This window comes from Mycobacteroides franklinii, from assembly GCF_001853795.1.
GTDB lineage: Bacteria > Actinomycetota > Actinomycetes > Mycobacteriales > Mycobacteriaceae > Mycobacterium > Mycobacterium franklinii.
Genome location: NZ_MLIK01000004.1, coordinates 955,941 through 972,921, shown reverse-complemented (window position 1 = coordinate 972,921; position 16,981 = coordinate 955,941). Strand labels below are relative to the sequence as shown.

The window sequence follows — 16,981 nt, the reverse complement described above, 5'->3', positions numbered from 1 at the left end:
CTACGTGGACTGGCGATAGGTCGGATCATCTCGGGTGTCGCCGCTCTGGCCGCGCCGAACCTACTCGCCAAGACATGCCGTGTCCTCGCATCTCCCGAACTGACCTATATGACAAGGATATTCGGCATCCGTGCCGTCGCTCTAGGTCTCGGCTACTTGACCTCACCCGCCTCCGAGCGTTTCCGGTGGCAGCGGCTTGCGCTGATGGTGGATATCACCGACACCGTGCACGGCACCGCGCATCTGGTGCGGGGTGACCTGCCCCGCGCCAGCGCCGTCGGATTGGTCGCGCTGACCGGCGGGTTCATGACCGTCGGCGCCACCCGGCTGGCCAAGGATCTGACGGCGGCCTAGTCGCCTCGTGGTGCCCCGTCTGCCCACCAGCACGGCGGCGGACACTCCGGCGGCGACACCGATTACTGTGTCAAGGCCGCGGTACAGAATGAGCGTGAACGGGTCTGTGGGGTCGGCCAATTCGGTCATCAGCATGACCAGCGGCGTGAAGAAGCCGACGGCCAGCGCGTAGTGGCGGGCCATGAAGAGTTCGGTGGGGAACAGTAGCGCTATCACCAGTGTGCCGATGGCCACCGACGGAAGCCCTAGTGCCAAAAGCACTCCGGTGAGCATCAAGCCCGCCAGGGTGCCCGCGGTCCGATGCCCGGCTCGCGCCAGCACCCGCGCGATATCGCGATCCGACGGCCGTCCGCTGTCGATGGCCCCCAGTGGCACCGCCGCGGCGGCCATCGCCCAGTTGGCATGATCGAAGCCGAGGAGAAGCCCCGCCCCTCCGGCCGCCGAGACCGCGAACGCGTATCGCAACGCATGTGTGCCCGCATCGGGCGGGAGGCGGCGCCGCCGTTCGGCCGGTACCTCGCTGGGCGATCCGATGAGACCAATCAACACCGATAGCAATGCCGTTCCCGCGCATAGCCCGATGGCACTCTGCGGGGTCACCAGCCCCGCCGGAACGGTGGCGGTGGCACCGATTGCGAAGAGAAAGAAGAACGGCCCGGCGGGCCGCAGGCGCAACGCATCGGCAACCACCGACCCGGCCGTGGCGAATACCACCTCAACGGCGACCAACATCCAGGTACGAGCGTGCAGTGACGAAAGCATCACTCCAAGGGCGACTCCGGTGCAGAGCAGGATGCCCGCCTGGATCTGGTGTCGGCTGCGGCGCCAGCCGGATTCACCGCGGCCGTAGACGCCGGTGAATGAGCCGAAGACGATGTACACCAGCAGATCGGGCCGGCCCACGGCAAGCAGAAGCGCCCCGGGCAGCGCCAGACCCGCCGCCACGCGGAGCGCATGCCAGTGGTCCTGACGGTCCGGCCGGGCACCCGCCCGCGTCCTCGCGGATGCGTCCACGGGTGTTCTCCGAATCTCTGCTGGTGATGATCCGTCCCAGTGTGTGGGCTTGGCGGTGCGGCTGTCCAAGAGACATTGCCGCTGAGCCGATAGGCGACGCCGATCGGTAGTGGTAGAACGAGTTATGCAGTTCCGACAGCTGGAGTACTTCGTGGCGCTGGCACGGGAACGTCACTTCGCGCGAGCGGCATCGGCGTGCTACGTCTCGCAGCCCGCACTGTCGGAGGCGATCCGCAAGCTCGAACACGAGCTGGGTGTTCCCTTGGTACTGCGCGGCTCGAACTTTGAGGGCCTGACCCCGGAGGGTGACCGGCTGGTTCTCTGGGCGAGAAGGATTCTCGCGGATCGAGACGCATTGGAGCACGAGGTGACCGCGCTACGCAGCGGTCTCACCGGTGAATTGCGGCTCGGTGTGGTACCCGGTGCGGCCACGCGAGTCGCACTGATGGCCGACGCATTTTGCGCCGAGCACCCGCTGGTGCGCGTGCGGATCGAGTCCAGCCTGCGGTCCGCGGAGATCCTGGACCGTATCCGCCGGTTCGAGCTGGACGCGGGCGTGGTCTACGACGACGGGTTGCAGACCGATGGGCTGGAGCTGACCTGCCTGTACGAGGAACGTTATGTGCTGGTCGCGGGGGAGGGATTGTTGCGTGATGCCCCGGACCCCATCGACTGGTCGGAAGCCTTGAGCCTGCCGATGTGCTTGCTGCACAAGGGTATGCGAGACCGCGACCGCATCGATGAGGCGGCTGCCGAGCACGGGCTGACGGTCTCGCCGCGTCTGGAGGCCGATTCGGTGGCGACGCTGCTGGCCCTCGTCGGCACGGGCCGCTGGGCGGCGATTGTCGCGCGGACCTGGTTCGCCACCACCGCACCGCCTGCCGGTACGCGAACCGTGGAGCTGCAGGCCCCGACGCTCGGCTCGCCGGTGGCCCTGGTGCGCGCCGCGGGTGAGCCCGCATCACTGCTGGCCCGTGCGCTGGCACAGACGGTAGTGCCGCTCGACCAGCACTGATCGGCCGTACCTATCGGGCGGTCGGAACTTGGTCTTGGACACACCACCTCCTCGCGCCGGACACTGATATTGCGTCGACAAGGCGCGTCGGATGGCTGAAAAGTCATCTGTATCAACAGAACTGGCGGCCAGAACGACCGCCGCAGAGGAGTGGTCATGGCAAAGATCTTGTGTGTGCTCTACCCCGACCCGGTGACGGGTTATCCGCCTGTCTACGCCCGGGATTCGATCCCTGTGATCGGTGACTACCCGGACGGACAGACCCTGCCGACACCGTCCGCCATCGACTTCACCCCCGGTGAGCTGCTGGGCTGCGTATCCGGTGAACTCGGACTGCGCCGCTATCTGGAGGCGCAGGGCCATGAGTTGGTGGTCACGTCCGACAAGGACGGACCTGACTCGGTGTTCGAGAAGGAACTACCGGACGCTGATGTCGTTATCTCCCAGCCGTTCTGGCCCGCGTATCTCAGCGCGGAGCGAATTGCCAAGGCGCCCAAGCTGAAACTGGCCTTGACGGCCGGTATCGGTTCGGACCATGTTGACCTGGATGCGGCCATCAAGGCCGGGATCACCGTCGCAGAGGTGACCTATTGCAACAGCATCAGTGTCGCCGAGCATGCCGTCATGCAGATTTTGGCCCTGGTGCGTAACTACCTGCCCGCACATCAGTGGGTGGTCGACGGTGGCTGGAACATCGCCGACAGCGTCGAGCGCGCCTATGACCTCGAGGGATTCGATGTCGGCATCATCGCGGCCGGTCGCATCGGGCAGGCAGTGATGCGCCGGCTCAAGCCATTTGGCGTGCGGTTGCACTACTTTGACACCCGCAGGCTACCCGCCGAGGTGGAGCAGGAGCTGGGTCTGACCTATCACCCCGATGTGCACTCGCTGGTCAGCTCTGTCGACATCGTCGACATCCACGCCCCGCTGCATCCGCAGACCTACCACCTGTTCGATGCGAACCTGATCAACTCCATGCGCCGCGGCTCGTACATCGTGAACACCGCGCGTGCCGAGATCATGGTCCGCGACGCGGTGGTCGACGCCCTGCGTAGTGGTCAGCTTGCCGGCTATGCCGGTGATGTCTGGTACCCGCAGCCGCCGGCGCCGGATCACCCGTGGCGCACCATGCCCAACGAGGCGATGACTCCGCACGTTTCCGGCACCACGCTGTCCGCGCAGGCACGGTACGCGGCCGGTACCCGGGAAATCCTCGAAGACTTCTTCGAGCGGCGGCCCATTCGCGATGAGTACCTGATCGTCGAGGGAGGACAGCTGGCCGGCACGGGTGCCAAGTCCTACACCTCCGACGGTTCGGCCAGCCCGGGCGCAGGTACGTAAGACCAGGCACGTAAGACCTCACGCTGGGCCACCGCTGGGGATCTGATCCCTGGCGGTGGCCCGGCCCGGGACAACTGAATATCGACAACTGAATAACCACAAACACATACCGATAAATCAATATCGACAAATCAATAGAGGCTCGTCATGAGTAACACGTTCGCACGATTCATCTCCTGTGCGCCCGCCGCATGTATTGCGGTAGCCCATATCTGGTTGGGCGCCGCGGTCGCATCGGCCGCCGCTCCTAGTCCGCAGCCGCCGATCCCCGGGACGGCCAACGCGCCCTCGCGCGGCTCGCTGGTGGATCAGCCCGGTAACGACGGGAACAGCGGCTGGGGCTATCTGCCCGGCGGTGTCGGCGCCCAGTGCCAGAACTCCTGGATTGTCTGCGGCTCGGCCAACAACGCTCCCAGAGCGCACCTCAATCCGGAGAATTACGACGCCGGAGGTTGGGTTAGCGCCCCGGGGCAGACCGGAGCCGTGTGTCAGAACCCCGGTGTCGTCTGCACCAACGTCGGGTGAGCAATTGGCATGGATCGTGGGGGTCCTGGCACTGATTGGCAGTGTCAGGATCGCCCCACGCTGGCAGCATCGCCTTCATGAGCCACAACGCAGCACTGCGCAAAGCAGCAGCAGGGTTTTATGCAGGTATCGGAATCTTCGCCCTCGTCAAACCCGCCCTGGTGCCGCAGATGTTTGGCGGCACCGCACCGACCAGTGAATCCCGCACCGAGATTCGCGCCGTGTACGGCGGTATCCCGTTGGCCTTCGCCCTGGCCCTGGCGCGAGCAGGAGGGGACAGTGCGCGATCCGCCGGGCTGCGGGCGTCCGTTCGGTACGCGAGCTACGGCATGGGGTTGACGCGGTTGCTGTCGGGCGGATTCGAACGACGGGTGCGGCCCTGGCCCACGGGGATGTTCGCGGCACTGGAGCTGGCCGCGGGTGCGGCGCTTTACGAATCTGGTACCCGCGTAAACGGACAACTGACTCGCGAGTAAGCTCGCCGCCATGTCCAATGGTCTCAGCGCAAGCGACTCATCCGCGACCGCACCTGCCAAGCGTCGCGCCGTCATTGTCGCGGGCGCGCGCACCCCGTTCGTTCGTGCCTTCGGTGACTTCACCCGCATCGACACCATCGCGCTCGCCGATGAAGCGGTGCGCGGTCTACTCGACAACACCAAAATCTCCTCCAACGAGATCGAGGCCATCGTGTGGGGCGGGGTGATCCTGCCCGCGGGTGCGCCGAACGTCGCGCGTGAGATCGCGCTGGACCTGAAGCTCGGCCACGGTGTCGAGGGGCACACCGTCACCCGCGCCTGCGCCTCCGGTCTGCAGGCCATCACCACGGCGGCCGCCGCAATCGAACGCGGCGAGTACGACGTCATGATCGCCGGTGGCTCCGACTCCACCTCCAATGCCGGGGTCAACCTGCCGCAGAAGCTCATTCACGCCGCGGCCCCGTTGGCCCTGGGTAAGCCCAAGCCGAAGGATTACCTCGACGCCGCGCTGAGCCTGGCACCGTTCACCGGACTGCTGCCGCGCCGCCCCAAGATCGAAGAGCGCACCACCGGTGAGGTGATGGGGGAGTCGGCCGACAAGATGGCCAAGATTCACGGCATCACCCGCGAGGCGCAGGACGAGTTCGCCGTCCGTTCGCACCATCGCGCGGCCGCGGCCATCAAGTCGGGACGTTTCGACCGGGAAGTGGTGCCGGTCAACGGTGTTACGCGCGACGGCCTGGTCCGCGAGAACACCAGCGTCGAGAAGCTTGCGAAGCTCGCTCCCGTCTTCAACCGCGACGGTACCGTCACCGCGGGCAACGCCAGCCCGCTTACCGACGGGGCCGCCGCCGTGCTGCTGATGAGTGAAGAGAAGGCGCGGGCACTCGGCCTGAAGCCGTTGGCCGCGTTCCGCTCGTGGAGCTACGTCAGCGTCGATCCGGCCGACGAGGTTTTGATCGGGCCGGCGATCTCGATGCCCCGCGCGCTGGAGAAGGCCGGACTGTCGCTCGCGGACGTCGACTTCATCGACATTCATGAAGCCTTTGCCGCACAGACTCTTTCGGTGCTGGAGGCGCTGGGCTCCAAGAAGTGGGCGGCCGACCGGCTCGGGCGCTCGGAGGCGGTGGGCACACCCGATATCGACAAGGTCAACGTGCATGGCGGTTCGGTGTCGATCGGTCACCCTTTCGGTGCGACCGGCGCCCGCATGGTCACCACCATGGCCAACGAGCTGGCGCTCACCGGAAAAAGCACTGCGCTGCTAGGGATCTGCGCGGCCGGAGGGCATGGGGCCAGCGCCGTGCTGGAGCGCGTGGATTAGCCAAACGAAAATGCCCGCCTACAAGCGTTGACGCTCGTAGGCGGGCATTTTTCGTTGCGTTTCTAGCCGCCGTATCCGGGACGCAGGATCGAGGCGACAGCGCCGATCGGGATATGCGCCTCCACGGTGCCGCCATCCATCGACCACACCTGTGCTCCGGGGGAGTAGTCGATCGGATAGTCATGTGCCACGGGGTAATCCGGCATGTAGATGACCAGCTCGTCCGGCGTGAGCGCCCACGCCTTGTACCCGCCGGAGTACACCTTGTCAGGTGTCCAGCGCTCGGGGACGAACGGATAGGTTCCGGGACTGTGCGCCCAGGCGGCACGGTCGAAGCCTTCCAGTAGGTAAGGCTCGGCCAGCGGTGTGATGGCATCCAGCCCTAGGCCGGGCTTCAAGATGTCCACCAGCTGCAGCCGCTTACCGCTGGACATGTCCCAGGTGAAGGTTCGGTACGCATTGTTGGTCTGCGGTCCGTTGGCATGGTAATCCTCGTGGAACACCACGGACATCGCACTGCCGTGATGGAACACCTGGAAGTTCTCTTCGCCATAGCTGTCCTGAATCATGTCAGCGCCCTTGGCTTTCCAGTTGTTGTACAGGTTCCGCAGATAGTCGCGGATGGTCGGGCCTGTAGTCCCGTTGTCAACCAGATCGCCGGGGATGGCGACCTTGATATCGCGATCTGCCTTGCGCGGCGAGGAGATCACCGTGTGGCAGTAGAGCCCGTCGAAATTGCCGCCGAGGTCGCCACAGAAGGACTGCGCAGACGCCGCCGCAGAAGGTGCGCTGCTGATCGCCAACGCAGCCACGGCCGCCCCGGCAACCCCTCGGGCTACTCGACTGGCGAAGAGCTTAGAAATCCGCATGATTACCTTTCCGGCGGTTTACAGGTACTCCAGCTTGCTCGCTAGCCAACGGCCATCGATCTTTTCCATGGTGATCTTCATCCGGCTCTTGTCGACACGTGGATCGGGCCGCTGGGTGTTGGTGATGCTCTGATCCACCATCATCAGCAGCACCACCTTGTCCGTGGACTTGAACTGGATCGCCGAGTTCACCACCTTGCCATGCGAGGAAGCCTTGTTATCGAGCAGCAATTGGCGCAGTTGCACGCTGGCCGGAGTGAAATCCTTCTTCAGATCACCGGTCGCCCCGTTGAGAATCTTTCGGAAGCTCTCGTCGATGTCGTTGCTGTCGATGCTCGTCAGGGTCTCGGTGTACGGGATGGCGACAGACAGCGCCTGTTCGCCCGCCGCGTCGATCTGATGCTGTTGCCAGACCTTCCAACCGAAGATGCCCGAGAACACGAGCGCACCGACCAGGACCGCGGCGATGGCGCCGAAGGCCGCGTAGCGAATCCACGACGGCCGCTCGGCGGAGTCCTTCTCGGCCCCATCGCCGGGCGCTTCCGAATCAGACTCGGCATCGGCATCAGCGCTCGATTCGGTGTCCTCGGCAGCCTCCGAATCGGTCTCCGCAGCAGAGTCGACGGCTTCTTTTTCGTCGGCAGTGTCCGTGTCGGCGTCGTTCGTGGAGTCGACGTCTTCTTTGGTCATGGTGACCACGGTAGTAGCTCCTTGAATCTGATTCGCAGGTCAGGCATCAGTGTGGGGGTTCGATCGGCAATGTCGGTCCACCATATGGGGTCGGTATCTGGAACCGCCCCTTCGGTGTCGGATCTGCCTTCTTACCCATATCGGCTCCCATGGGCGGCCCCGCGGTGTCGTCCCCTGCTGGTCGCGGCGCATTCTTGGCACCGCGAATCAGAACTGCCGGGTCTTGGTCCGCACAGTAGTTGGCGTACAGGAACGGCTCGGGGTAGTCAGCGGCCGACAGCGGCAACCGTGGCGTCGGGTAGTCGCACACGTAGCGCGGGTATAGATCCGCGGTGGCCCAGATACCGCCGTCATGCATGATGCTCATCAGAGCGTCGAACACTGAAGCCCGATAGTTCGGGAACAGCGCATTGAGGGCGGGAACGCGCAGGTAGAGCAGCTTGGAGGCGGTCGTCAGACTCGCCAGCAGCGTCACCATGGTGTCCGAGTTATCCGCGAACAGATTGTCCACGGCATGGAATGTCTTGGGCGTCTGGTCGACGAGGGTGCGATAGCCGTTCTGCATCTTCTCGACAGCCCGTAGCGTGCGGCCCAACTCATTGGCGGTGGCCTTGATGCCGGAGTTCTTGTCGGCGGCCAGGGTCAGCACCACGCGGCTGGTCTTGAGCAGGCTGGTGGTCTCCGGTAGCACCGAGTCCAGGGTGCTCAGCAGGAACGTGCCACCGTCGATGATCTCGGTGAGCTTGCGCGGCCCCTCCTTGCTCAGGCTCAGTTCCTTCTTGATGAGCTCGAGCTTCTTCGGGTCCACCTGCGCCAGCAGACCGTCCGCATCGGCCAACAGCTTGGCCAGCGTGACGGGAACCTGGACACCTTGAGAGATGACGGCGCCGTCCTTGAGGAACGGGCCTTGATCCGAGACGCCTTCGAAGTTGATGTACTGCTCGCCGGCGGGCGAGAGGCCGGTGACGCGCACCTTCGCCGAGACCGGGATCTTGTACTTCGACTGAATCTCGGCGACCGCATCCACGCCCTGCTGGGTGATGTCCAGCGACTGCACGGTGCCGATCTTGACGCCACGCAGCGCGACGTCCTGATTGGGCAGCAGGCCACCGGATTCCGGGAGCTGCACCTTGACGCGATAGGTGCCGGAGAACGGGCTGACGCGCAAGGCGCCGACCGTCAGATAGCCGATCGCGACCAGCAGCACGGTTGCCAGCGCGATGCCGGAGAGCACCATCTTGTTGCGATGCGCGGCGCGAACGCTGCCGACGAGGCCGTTGGCGATGGCGTTGATCACTGGCCCATCACCTCCGGTCCGGGAGCGGGCCCCGGCGCGGGCGCCGGTGCCGGGGTAGGTGTCGATGTCGGGGCGGGAATCGCACCAGGAGCGGGGGCCGACGCGGGGACGGCCTGCCCGGGGGGCGGTGGCACGGGGGCACCCGGGTTGGATGGCGCAGGCGTGACCGCTCCAGGCGGCGGGCCGGGAACGCGCTCGATCACACCGGGTTCGGTCGGGCTCGGCCGCATCGGGACGTCATCGCCATACACGCCCTTGCCCACGACACGTTCTTGCAGGCGCCACAGCGTGTATTTGAACGAGCCGACCAGCTGGGCCCAGTTGTAGCGCTTGGGGCCGTGCGAGCCGACGTCGCCCTTGAACCCGGCATCCGGGATGGAACCCAGCACCAGCCGGTCGATGCTGACACGTACCGAAATCGCGTTGCTCGGTGTCGATTTGACGAGTGTGGTGATCTGCCGGTTCAAGTTGTTGATATCGACCGTCGGATCCTGCGCGACGTCGTTCCACGCCTTGGCAACCGTGTTCGCATCCTTGATGAGGCTGTGCCCGCTGGTGTCGGTGCCCGCTATCGACGGGAACTTCTGCAACTGCTTGGTGGTGGCACCGATCTGGAGAACCAGCTGCGAAAGCTGCGCGGTGTTGGCGGCAAGTGCCTCGGTGGCCGGGTCGGCCTCCTTCACGATGTCCGTCAGCGCCTGGTTCTTGGTGTCGAGCTGATCGGCCAGGCGCGAGGTCTGCGTGAGAGCATCCGAAATCTGCGCCGATCGCGTATTCAACGTTCCCAGTAGCCGATTGGAGTCCTTGATCAGATCGCCGAATGCCTGGCCCTGATCGCCGGTTGCCTTACCGAAACCGTTGATGACGTTGGTCAGGTTGCGCACCGCTCCTCCGTTGGAGACGATCGCCGCCGAGCTGAGCACGGATTCCACGGTCGCCGCGGCCATCGTCGAATCCAGGCCGATGGTGTCGCCCTCCCTGAGGATGGGCGAATCCGACGTCGCACCCGCCGGGGGACGAATCGACACGAAGACGTCGCCGAGCGGTGTCGCAGAACGCAGTTCGGCGGTGCTGCCCTTGGGGAGACGGACTCCGTCCAGAATGCGCAGCGTGGTGATGGCGGTGTAGTTACTCACCCGCATGTCGTCGACCTGCCCGACATCGGCACCGGCCAACTTCACCTTGGCATTATTCGGGAGGTTCAGGATGTTCGAGAACAGTGCCGTCAGGTGATAGCCGCCGGTTCCGACACCCGGGGCAGGCAGCGGTAGGTCGCCCAGACCGTTGGTTGAACACCCGGACAAAGCGGTGCCCGTTACCAGCGCCGCCATGCCCAGTGCTGCCATTCGCTTACGTGTAGCCATCACTTTTGCCCCATCGCCGCGAGCCCGTCGAGCACATAGGTCAGCCCGAAGTCGGGACCGTAGTCCTGCAATGTGCCTGTGCTGCAGCCCAGCTGGCGCAGGCCCATCATGTTGCAGATCTCCTTGGCGGTCTGACTCTCGAAGAGCAGCTTGTCGGTGAGGAACCGGGCACGTAGCGACCCGTTGTCCTGATCGATGATGTTGTAGAGGTTCTCCACGGCCAGCGGCGCGATGTCGATGGTTTCGGAGAGTTCACGCTGATTGTCCGCGACGGTCTTCAACGCCGTGTTGCCGTTGAGGATCGCGGCCTTGATGTGATCGCGGTTGGCGTCCAGGATGTCGCCGGCCTGCCGCACCAGATCGTTGAGCTTGCGCCCGGTGTTGCCCGTGCCGAGCGCCTCGTCGTCGATGACGCTGCTGAGTTGGTGGATGGTCGTGGAGAACTCGCGCAGCTTCCCGTCGTTGGCGGCCGCGGCGTCGAACAGCGAGCTGACGTTCTTGATGATGGTGGTCATCTGCTCGCGGGTGGTGACGCCGCCTTCTGAGCTGAGTCGCAGCGCCTTTGACAACTCGTCAAGCCCCGACTTGATCTTGTCGCCATTGCCGTCCGCGACTCCGGCGGCCGCGTTGATGATGTCGCCGACGGGACCCTGCCCGTTGCCGTCGCCCTTGAGCGATACCGACAACTTGTCGAGCATGCCCAGCACGCGGTCGAACTCGACCGGTGTCTTCGTCTTGTCCAGACCGATGGTGTCGCCGTCTTGCAGCGTGGGCCCACCGCGATAGGGGGGCGTCAGCTCGACCTGGCGGTCGGTCAGGATCGAGGTGGACAGCGTGACGGCCTGTACGTCGACCGGCACCTTGACGTCCTTGTCGACCGTGAACTGGACATCGACATATCCCGATTGCGGCGTGATCTTGGTGATCTTGCCGACCGGCATACCCAGTACCGCAACAACATTCGACTCGTAAAGCCCAGAGGCGTTGTCGAACTGGGCAGTCAGCGTGATGTGGTCCAACTGCGATTTCACGTAGTACGCTCCCGCGCCCACAATCGCCGCGGCCACGACCGCGATGGCCGCGATGACGGCGACTGCCTTGCCTTTTCCGGCGCCCTTGCTGTTCATCACTTGCAGTCCTTGAAGTACTGGATCATGCCGAATTGCTTGGCACGCCCGCTGATTGCGCACATCCAGGAGTCGACGGCCAGGCCGTTGGGCGCGTTGAACTCGATGGCGTTGCCGGTGCCGGTGGCGTTGGTGACGCCGCGCAGGGCTACCGGAGCGACCTGCAGGATGTTGCGCAGCAGGTCGTCATGCTGACCGAGCATGTCGGTGAGCTGATGCAGCGTCTTGAGCATCTCGTCAAGCTGTGGCCGGTCCTTGATGACGATCTTGCTGAGCTGCTGGACCAGGTTGGTCAGCGACTGCATCATCGCGTGGAATGTGCCACGGCGCACCACGAACTCACCGATTAGGCTCTGCCCCTGGTTGATCAGGGTTCCGATGCCCTGTTGCTGGCGGTGCAGCGTGTTGGTCACCTTCTCGCTGCTCTTCAGCAGCGTGCCGAGCTGATCGCGTCGCTCGGCGATGATCTGCGACAGGGTCTGAATGTTCTGCATGGCCTGCGGAACCACCTCGGGCAGCCCGTCGAGCTGCTTGCCCAGAATGCTCAACGACTGCGCGACCTTGTCGAAATCGACCTGATCGAAGGTGTTCGTCACATCCTTGAGGGTCGCCTGCAGGTCGTAGGGGACCTCCGTGTGGGCCAGGTCAATGGTCTTGTTGGGCAACGATCCCGGGCCCTCTGGGCTCAGGTCCAGGTACCGGGAACCCAGGATGGTGGTCACCCGGATAGCGGCCTTGGAGTCCTTGCCCAGCTTCACGTCATCGCTGACCGACAGCTTGGCCTCGACGTGATCGCCGACCAGCTTCATGCTGCTGACGGTCCCCATCGGAATACCCGCCACCGTGATGGGCTGACCGGCGCGCAGCGACGCCGCCTGCGCGAATTCGGCGGTGTACGTGGTGTAGCCGAAACCGATGGCCTTCACCAGCAGCATTCCGCCCACCAGGGCACCGATCACCGCAATAGCGATGAACCCCAGCCAGGTCTTGTTGTAGGTCTCGACCGGCCGGTTCTTGATCCGTTGCCATCTCGATTGCTCAGCCATCAGCCAGATTCCTGCATCGTGGGGTGTGCTGGGTGACGTTGCCCGGGGTTGCCGCGTTGACGATGATCGGCACCACGTCGTTGAGGCCCGGCATGAAGCCGGTGATGTTCAGATCGCAGATGTAGGCGTTGCCGTAGGCGCCATCGCCGGTGATGCGGGCCAGGCTCTTGAGGAGCAGCGGCAGGTTTCCGCCGAGGAATGCCAGCTTCGGTTCGATCTCGACCATGTGCTTGGCGAAGCCGGGTTGGCGAGTGATGAGCTCGTCAAGCGACGGATACACCTCGTCGGTGATCTTCGATACGCGTCGTAGCGTCTGCGCCAGCGAGCCCACCGACTCGACTAGTTCTGGTCGCCGAGAATCGAAGTCCGACACCACTTTCCGGGTGTTGGTGATGGCCTTGTCGAGACTCTCGTTCTGCTGGGCCAGGTTGCCTGTCACGGTGCTTAGGCTGGTGATCACGTTACCCAGGACCTGGTCGCGGCCCGCAAAAGTCTTTGTCAGCGTTGACGTTTGGTCGACCAGTGCGGTGATCGAGGCTTGATCGCCCTGCAAGGACTGAATGACACCCTTGGTGAGGTTGTCGGCCTGCTCGGGAGAAAGCGTGCTGAACAGCGGCTCGTAGCCGTTGAGCAGCGTTGTCACGTCGAAGGACGGATCGGTGCGCTCCAGCGGAATCGTCGATCCGGCGGGAAGCACGTTGGTGTCACCCGTCTTACCCAGTGACAAGCCCAGATACCGCTGGCCCACGATGTTTTGGTACGTCACCGACGCGAGGGTGTTGCCGAAGAGCTTCTGGTCGTTCTGGACGACGAAGTTCACCTTGGCCTGGTTGTTGTTGACCAGCTCGATCTTCTCGACGCGGCCAACGCGCACACCGGCCATGCGTACGTCGTCGCCGTCGCGCAAGCCGTAGACGTCGGTGAAAATCGCCGAGTAGGACGTGGTGCCGCCCGAGACATCACGGCGCAGTGTGGCGTACACCAGCCACGTCAACGCCAGCGCGAGCACCATGAAGGCGGTCAGCGCGATCAACGGACCACGGAACTTCATTGGGATCCTTCCTTCGCGAGCGAGACCGTGGTGCCTCGCACGACCGGACCGAGCAGCAGCTGCGTGGAGGAGCTGGCCGGCTTATCGGTGATGACACTGAGTTGGGCGCGTTCGGTCAGGCTGCCGACCGGGCCTACCGTCCCGCCGAACGATGCCGGTGCGATCGGTGCACCGCCGCCGTCACGTGCACCCGGCGCAACGGGTGCGGCAGGGAGCGGTGGTGGCGGGGATGGCGGCGGCTCCAGCAGGTCGGGGTCCGCGGTGCCGGGAACACGCGGTGACGGATTTGGCTGCCACGGCGGCAGCGGTGGGTTCGGGTCCGTCAGATTCGGTCCACCCGGCGGCACGACATACGGGGGACCGACCGCGATCAGGTTCCCGTCGGGGCCCACCACGGTTCCGCGCGGCGGCTGCAGGTCCGGCGGCACCTTGTAGTTCTGCGGCAGCAGTGTTTCCGGCAGATCGGGCCGCACCACGAGTTCGGGCGCGGTGAAGCAGCTGGGCCCCTTGAGGTCGCCGTACCGGGGGCAGTCCGCCCGCGTGTAGGTGGAGCCGGGGGTCAGTGACAAGTTCACGCGCATGTTGCCGGTGTCGACATCGGACTTCCATGGCTCGTCGAACCATTTCTGGCTCATCTGCGTCAGCTTCTGGAAGATCATCTGGAACTTGGGTGCGTTGTTCGCGAAGGTGCCGATGACGGGCGTGATGTCGGTGGTGATGCCGATCAGCTGATCGGTGTGGTTGTCGAAGGCCTGCCGGGTGGTGCCCACCGTGGTGAGACCGCCGTTGATCAGGCTGGTCAGCTGCTCGCGCTTCTCGACGAAGGTCTGCATCGGTATGACGGCCTGATGCAGCGAGTCGATCAGCTCGGGGGCGGTCTGCTTGAGGCCCTCGGTGGCATCGAGCAGAGCCTTGACCGTGGAGGGACCGGTATCGGTCACCACGATGTCGTTGAGCTGGGCGATCAGACGGTTCAGCTGTGCACCGCCGGTGAGCAGCTTGACGCGCCGGTTGTCGGTCGCGGCGCCGAGGGCGGCCAGGATGCCGGTGGAGTGGTCGTCGCGGCCACGGCCGGTCGCGGTGAGCACATCACGCAGCTTGCTCACCGTCGTCTGGAACAGCACGGTCGGCAGCTGGGTGTCCTCGGCGATATGCGCACCCGCGCGAATGGGAGCGCCTGGGCCGCGATCCACCAGCTGCACCGAGGAGACGGCGAACACGTTGCTGGGGACTACGCGTGCGGTGGCGGTGCCGGGAATGGATTTGGCGTACTGGGGCTTGAGGTTGATGTGTACGAAGTTGGGCTGACCGTTGGAGGCGGGCGTAACGCCGTCCACCTCACCGACGAGAACGCCGTGGTACTTCACGTCGGATTTCTGCGGCAATCCGTCGCCGACGTTGTTGAGGTCGGCAACGACCCGGATGAAGTCGTTGAGCCGCCCCGTGGACTTCAACAACATGAGTCCGGTGATCAGGGAGGCCACCACGATCATGATGACGCCGGTGCCCAAGAGAAGTTTCTCGGATGGTCCGCGGCCGTCTGTCTCAAAGGAATTCGCCGCCATTTAGCCGCCCAACCTCGCTCCTGCGTCGACGCTCCAGAGCGCCATGGTGAGCAGCATGTTGACGATGATGACCAGGGTGATGGCGGCGCGCATCGCGTGCCCGGCAGCAACGCCCACACCTTCGGGACCGCCACTGGCGTAGAAGCCGTAGTAGCACTGGATGGTGGAGGCAAGCCAGACGAAGATGACGGCTTTGATGACGGAGTAGAAGATGTCGATACCGCTGACGCCGATACCGAAGTAGTGCAGGTACGAGCCGATGGATCCGCCGCTCATGATGCCCACCATGATCTGGCAGGAAAGGTAGCTGACGGCCAGGCAGGCGACGTAGAGCGGAATGGTGACGACGGTGGCCGCCATCAGTCGTGTGGTCACCAGGTAGGGGATGGGACGGATCGCGATGGACTCCATGGCGTCGATCTCTTCGGAGATGCGCATGGCGCCGAGCTGGGCGGTGAAGCGGCAGCCGGCTTGGGTGGCGAACGCGATCGCGGCCATGATCGGGGCCAGCTCGCGGGTGTTCACCAGTGAGGAGATGATGCCGGTGGCCGGGCCGAGTCCCAGCAGGTCCAAGAAGTTGTAGCCCTCGATGGCCACCAATCCACCGGCGATGATGCCGAGGACGATCATGACGCCGGCGGTGCCGCCGCCGACCACCAGGGAGCCGTTGCCCCAGGCGATATCGGAGAGGTGCCGCAGGAATTCTTTCCAATAGTGGCGGAACACGATGGGGACGCCGGCGATGGCGCGGAAGAAGAAGGCGACCGTGTGGCCCAGCCGGGTGATCGGCTTCTGGGCCTTGTTGTAGATGCCGACGAACGGTCGCGCAATCGGGGGTACATAAGTTGATGCGGTCATGTCACAGCCCCGTCCGCGGGAACATCATGATGTAGAGCTGACTGATGGCGAGGTTCACCGTCATCAGCAGCAGGATCGATTCGACGACGGCCGCGTTCACCGAGTTGGCGACGCCGATCGGGCCGCCCTTGGTGGACAGGCCCTTCTGGCAGGCGACCACCGCCACGATCGCGCCGTAGATGACGGCCTTGATGAGAGCCAGGATCATGTCGCCGGGGGTCGCGAAGGCGGAGAAGGTAGTGACGAAGCTGCCGGGGGCACCGTTCTGCCAGTACACATTGAAGAGGTATGCGCCGAGGAAGCCGACGAAGCAGACGACGCCGGTGAGTGCGATACCGATCATGATGGCGGCGGCGAAGCGGGGGACGACGAGCCGCCGGATCACCGAGACACCCATGACCTCCATGGCGTCGGTCTCTTCACGCATGGTTCGTGAGCCGAGGTCGGCCGTGATGGCCGAACCCACCGCGGCGGACATCAGCAGGGCGGCCACGAGGGAGGCGGCCTGCCGGATGATCGCGATGCCGCTGGCGGCGCCGGCCAGCGAGGTCGCACCGACCTGGCCCGCGAGCAGTGCGAACTGGATGGAGAGTGTGACACCGATGGGCAGGGTCACCAGGATGACGGGGATGACGGCGGTGCCGGCCTGGAAGGCGCCCTGCCTGACGAACTCCTGCCACTGGAACTGCCCGGTGAACAGATCGACGAAGAACCATTGGATGGTGCGAACCCCGAGCATGAACTGCTCGCCCACGGTCTTGAGGGATTCAAGAGGGTGGCGTTTGATATACCCAGTCGTCCAGTTCTGGATCGCCGCGACGCCATCAGTGGTGGCGCGGCGCTCGTCTTGTGTCGTCATCGCAGGTGGCCCACACAGACGCAGCTCGAAGGGGTTGCGGCTACGGCGATCAATACAGCTCCCTGTGTGACCTGGAACACAAATCCCAGCAATCTACGAGTACGTCTCGGCCATCATGGGCTATTCGGTTCCTGGATGCATGCGAAACGCCAAAATGGATTCATCTGTGAACGTAAATTGACGGTCGTCTACTGGGCTTGTAGTAC

The 16,981-nt window shown here is 64.4% G+C and carries 16 protein-coding genes; 5 read left to right on the top strand and 11 right to left on the bottom strand.

The features are described 5' to 3' along the window. Window positions 1-162 precede the first annotated feature (162 nt). Window positions 163-1,368 (bottom strand): FUSC family protein, encoded by a 1,206-nt coding sequence (locus BKG76_RS05275; protein WP_070936517.1) that lies wholly within the window; start codon window positions 1,366-1,368, stop codon window positions 163-165. 124 nt (window positions 1,369-1,492) lie between these two features. Between BKG76_RS05275 and BKG76_RS05270 the strand changes: the two genes are divergently transcribed. From BKG76_RS05270 to BKG76_RS05250, 5 genes are all read left to right on the top strand, one after another. Next, window positions 1,493-2,383, top strand: a complete 891-nt coding sequence (locus BKG76_RS05270; RefSeq protein WP_070936516.1) for a LysR family transcriptional regulator — start codon at window positions 1,493-1,495, stop codon at window positions 2,381-2,383. A 156-nt stretch (window positions 2,384-2,539) separates the two neighbouring features. Continuing rightward, window positions 2,540-3,724 (top strand): NAD-dependent formate dehydrogenase, encoded by a 1,185-nt coding sequence (locus BKG76_RS05265; RefSeq protein ID WP_070936887.1) that lies wholly within the window; start codon window positions 2,540-2,542, stop codon window positions 3,722-3,724. Window positions 3,725-3,871: 147 nt separating this feature from the next. Next, a complete protein-coding gene (locus BKG76_RS05260; RefSeq protein WP_070936515.1) occupies window positions 3,872-4,249 on the top strand; it encodes a hypothetical protein in 378 nt (125 codons plus the stop codon). Window positions 4,250-4,326: 77 nt separating this feature from the next. Further along, window positions 4,327-4,725 carry a DUF4345 family protein gene (locus BKG76_RS05255; RefSeq protein ID WP_070936514.1) on the top strand — a complete coding sequence of 133 codons (399 nt, stop codon included), beginning with the start codon at window positions 4,327-4,329 and terminating at the stop codon, window positions 4,723-4,725. Between the two features lie 10 nt (window positions 4,726-4,735). Next, window positions 4,736-6,049, top strand: coding sequence for an acetyl-CoA C-acyltransferase (locus BKG76_RS05250; protein WP_070936513.1), 1,314 nt, complete (start codon window positions 4,736-4,738; stop codon window positions 6,047-6,049). 62 nt (window positions 6,050-6,111) lie between these two features. Here the strand turns inward: BKG76_RS05250 and BKG76_RS05245 are convergent, their stop codons facing one another. Genes BKG76_RS05245 through BKG76_RS05200 form a run of 10 tightly spaced genes read right to left on the bottom strand, consistent with a single transcriptional unit; the run spans window position 6,112 to window position 16,775 of the window. Next, on the bottom strand, window positions 6,112-6,918 hold the full coding sequence (locus BKG76_RS05245; protein WP_070936512.1) for a DUF3298 domain-containing protein: 807 nt from the start codon (window positions 6,916-6,918) through the stop codon (window positions 6,112-6,114). 18 nt (window positions 6,919-6,936) lie between these two features. Beyond that, a complete protein-coding gene (locus BKG76_RS05240) occupies window positions 6,937-7,617 on the bottom strand; it encodes a tetratricopeptide repeat protein (RefSeq protein ID WP_070936511.1) in 681 nt (226 codons plus the stop codon). A 37-nt stretch (window positions 7,618-7,654) separates the two neighbouring features. Beyond that, window positions 7,655-8,905 (bottom strand): MlaD family protein, encoded by a 1,251-nt coding sequence (locus BKG76_RS05235; RefSeq protein WP_070936510.1) that lies wholly within the window; start codon window positions 8,903-8,905, stop codon window positions 7,655-7,657. Beyond that, window positions 8,902-10,269, bottom strand: a complete 1,368-nt coding sequence (locus BKG76_RS05230; RefSeq protein ID WP_070936509.1) for an MlaD family protein — start codon at window positions 10,267-10,269, stop codon at window positions 8,902-8,904. Before BKG76_RS05230 ends, BKG76_RS05235 begins: the two co-directional genes overlap by 4 nt. Beyond that, complete coding sequence (locus tag BKG76_RS05225) at window positions 10,269-11,396, bottom strand: MCE family protein (protein ID WP_070936508.1); 1,128 nt, start codon at window positions 11,394-11,396, stop codon at window positions 10,269-10,271. Before BKG76_RS05225 ends, BKG76_RS05230 begins: the two co-directional genes overlap by 1 nt. Beyond that, the gene (locus tag BKG76_RS05220; protein ID WP_070936507.1) at window positions 11,396-12,442 is read right to left on the bottom strand and encodes an MCE family protein; all 1,047 of its coding nucleotides are present in this window, start codon (window positions 12,440-12,442) and stop codon (window positions 11,396-11,398) included. Before BKG76_RS05220 ends, BKG76_RS05225 begins: the two co-directional genes overlap by 1 nt. Further along, window positions 12,435-13,493: an MlaD family protein gene (locus BKG76_RS05215; RefSeq protein WP_070936506.1), complete on the bottom strand. Its 1,059-nt coding sequence runs from the start codon at window positions 13,491-13,493 to the stop codon at window positions 12,435-12,437. The genes BKG76_RS05220 and BKG76_RS05215 overlap by 8 nt, the downstream gene beginning before the upstream one ends. Continuing rightward, window positions 13,490-15,058 (bottom strand): MlaD family protein, encoded by a 1,569-nt coding sequence (locus BKG76_RS05210; RefSeq protein WP_070936505.1) that lies wholly within the window; start codon window positions 15,056-15,058, stop codon window positions 13,490-13,492. Before BKG76_RS05210 ends, BKG76_RS05215 begins: the two co-directional genes overlap by 4 nt. Further along, window positions 15,059-15,916, bottom strand: a complete 858-nt coding sequence (locus BKG76_RS05205) for an MlaE family ABC transporter permease (protein WP_070936504.1) — start codon at window positions 15,914-15,916, stop codon at window positions 15,059-15,061. Window position 15,917: 1 nt separating this feature from the next. Then, window positions 15,918-16,775, bottom strand: coding sequence for an MlaE family ABC transporter permease (locus BKG76_RS05200; RefSeq protein ID WP_070936503.1), 858 nt, complete (start codon window positions 16,773-16,775; stop codon window positions 15,918-15,920). Window positions 16,776-16,981: the final 206 nt, after the last annotated feature.

Bases quoted from the DNA above. Each gene is read 5' to 3' on its own strand.
- BKG76_RS05220 (WP_070936507.1), bottom strand. From the start codon at position 12,442: ATGGCTGAGCAATCGAGATGGCAACGGATCAAGAACCGGCCGGTCGAG.
- BKG76_RS05270 (WP_070936516.1), top strand. From the start codon at position 1,493: ATGCAGTTCCGACAGCTGGAGTACTTCGTGGCGCTGGCACGGGAACGT.
- BKG76_RS05205 (WP_070936504.1), bottom strand. From the start codon at position 15,916: ATGACCGCATCAACTTATGTACCCCCGATTGCGCGACCGTTCGTCGGC.
- BKG76_RS05260 (WP_070936515.1), top strand. From the start codon at position 3,872: ATGAGTAACACGTTCGCACGATTCATCTCCTGTGCGCCCGCCGCATGT.
- BKG76_RS05210 (WP_070936505.1), bottom strand. From the start codon at position 15,058: ATGGCGGCGAATTCCTTTGAGACAGACGGCCGCGGACCATCCGAGAAA.
- BKG76_RS05255 (WP_070936514.1), top strand. From the start codon at position 4,327: ATGAGCCACAACGCAGCACTGCGCAAAGCAGCAGCAGGGTTTTATGCA.
- BKG76_RS05245 (WP_070936512.1), bottom strand. From the start codon at position 6,918: ATGCGGATTTCTAAGCTCTTCGCCAGTCGAGTAGCCCGAGGGGTTGCC.
- BKG76_RS05200 (WP_070936503.1), bottom strand. From the start codon at position 16,775: ATGACGACACAAGACGAGCGCCGCGCCACCACTGATGGCGTCGCGGCG.
- BKG76_RS05225 (WP_070936508.1), bottom strand. From the start codon at position 11,396: ATGAACAGCAAGGGCGCCGGAAAAGGCAAGGCAGTCGCCGTCATCGCG.
- BKG76_RS05265 (WP_070936887.1), top strand. From the start codon at position 2,540: ATGGCAAAGATCTTGTGTGTGCTCTACCCCGACCCGGTGACGGGTTAT.
- BKG76_RS05215 (WP_070936506.1), bottom strand. From the start codon at position 13,493: ATGAAGTTCCGTGGTCCGTTGATCGCGCTGACCGCCTTCATGGTGCTC.
- BKG76_RS05230 (WP_070936509.1), bottom strand. From the start codon at position 10,269: ATGGCTACACGTAAGCGAATGGCAGCACTGGGCATGGCGGCGCTGGTA.
- BKG76_RS05250 (WP_070936513.1), top strand. From the start codon at position 4,736: ATGTCCAATGGTCTCAGCGCAAGCGACTCATCCGCGACCGCACCTGCC.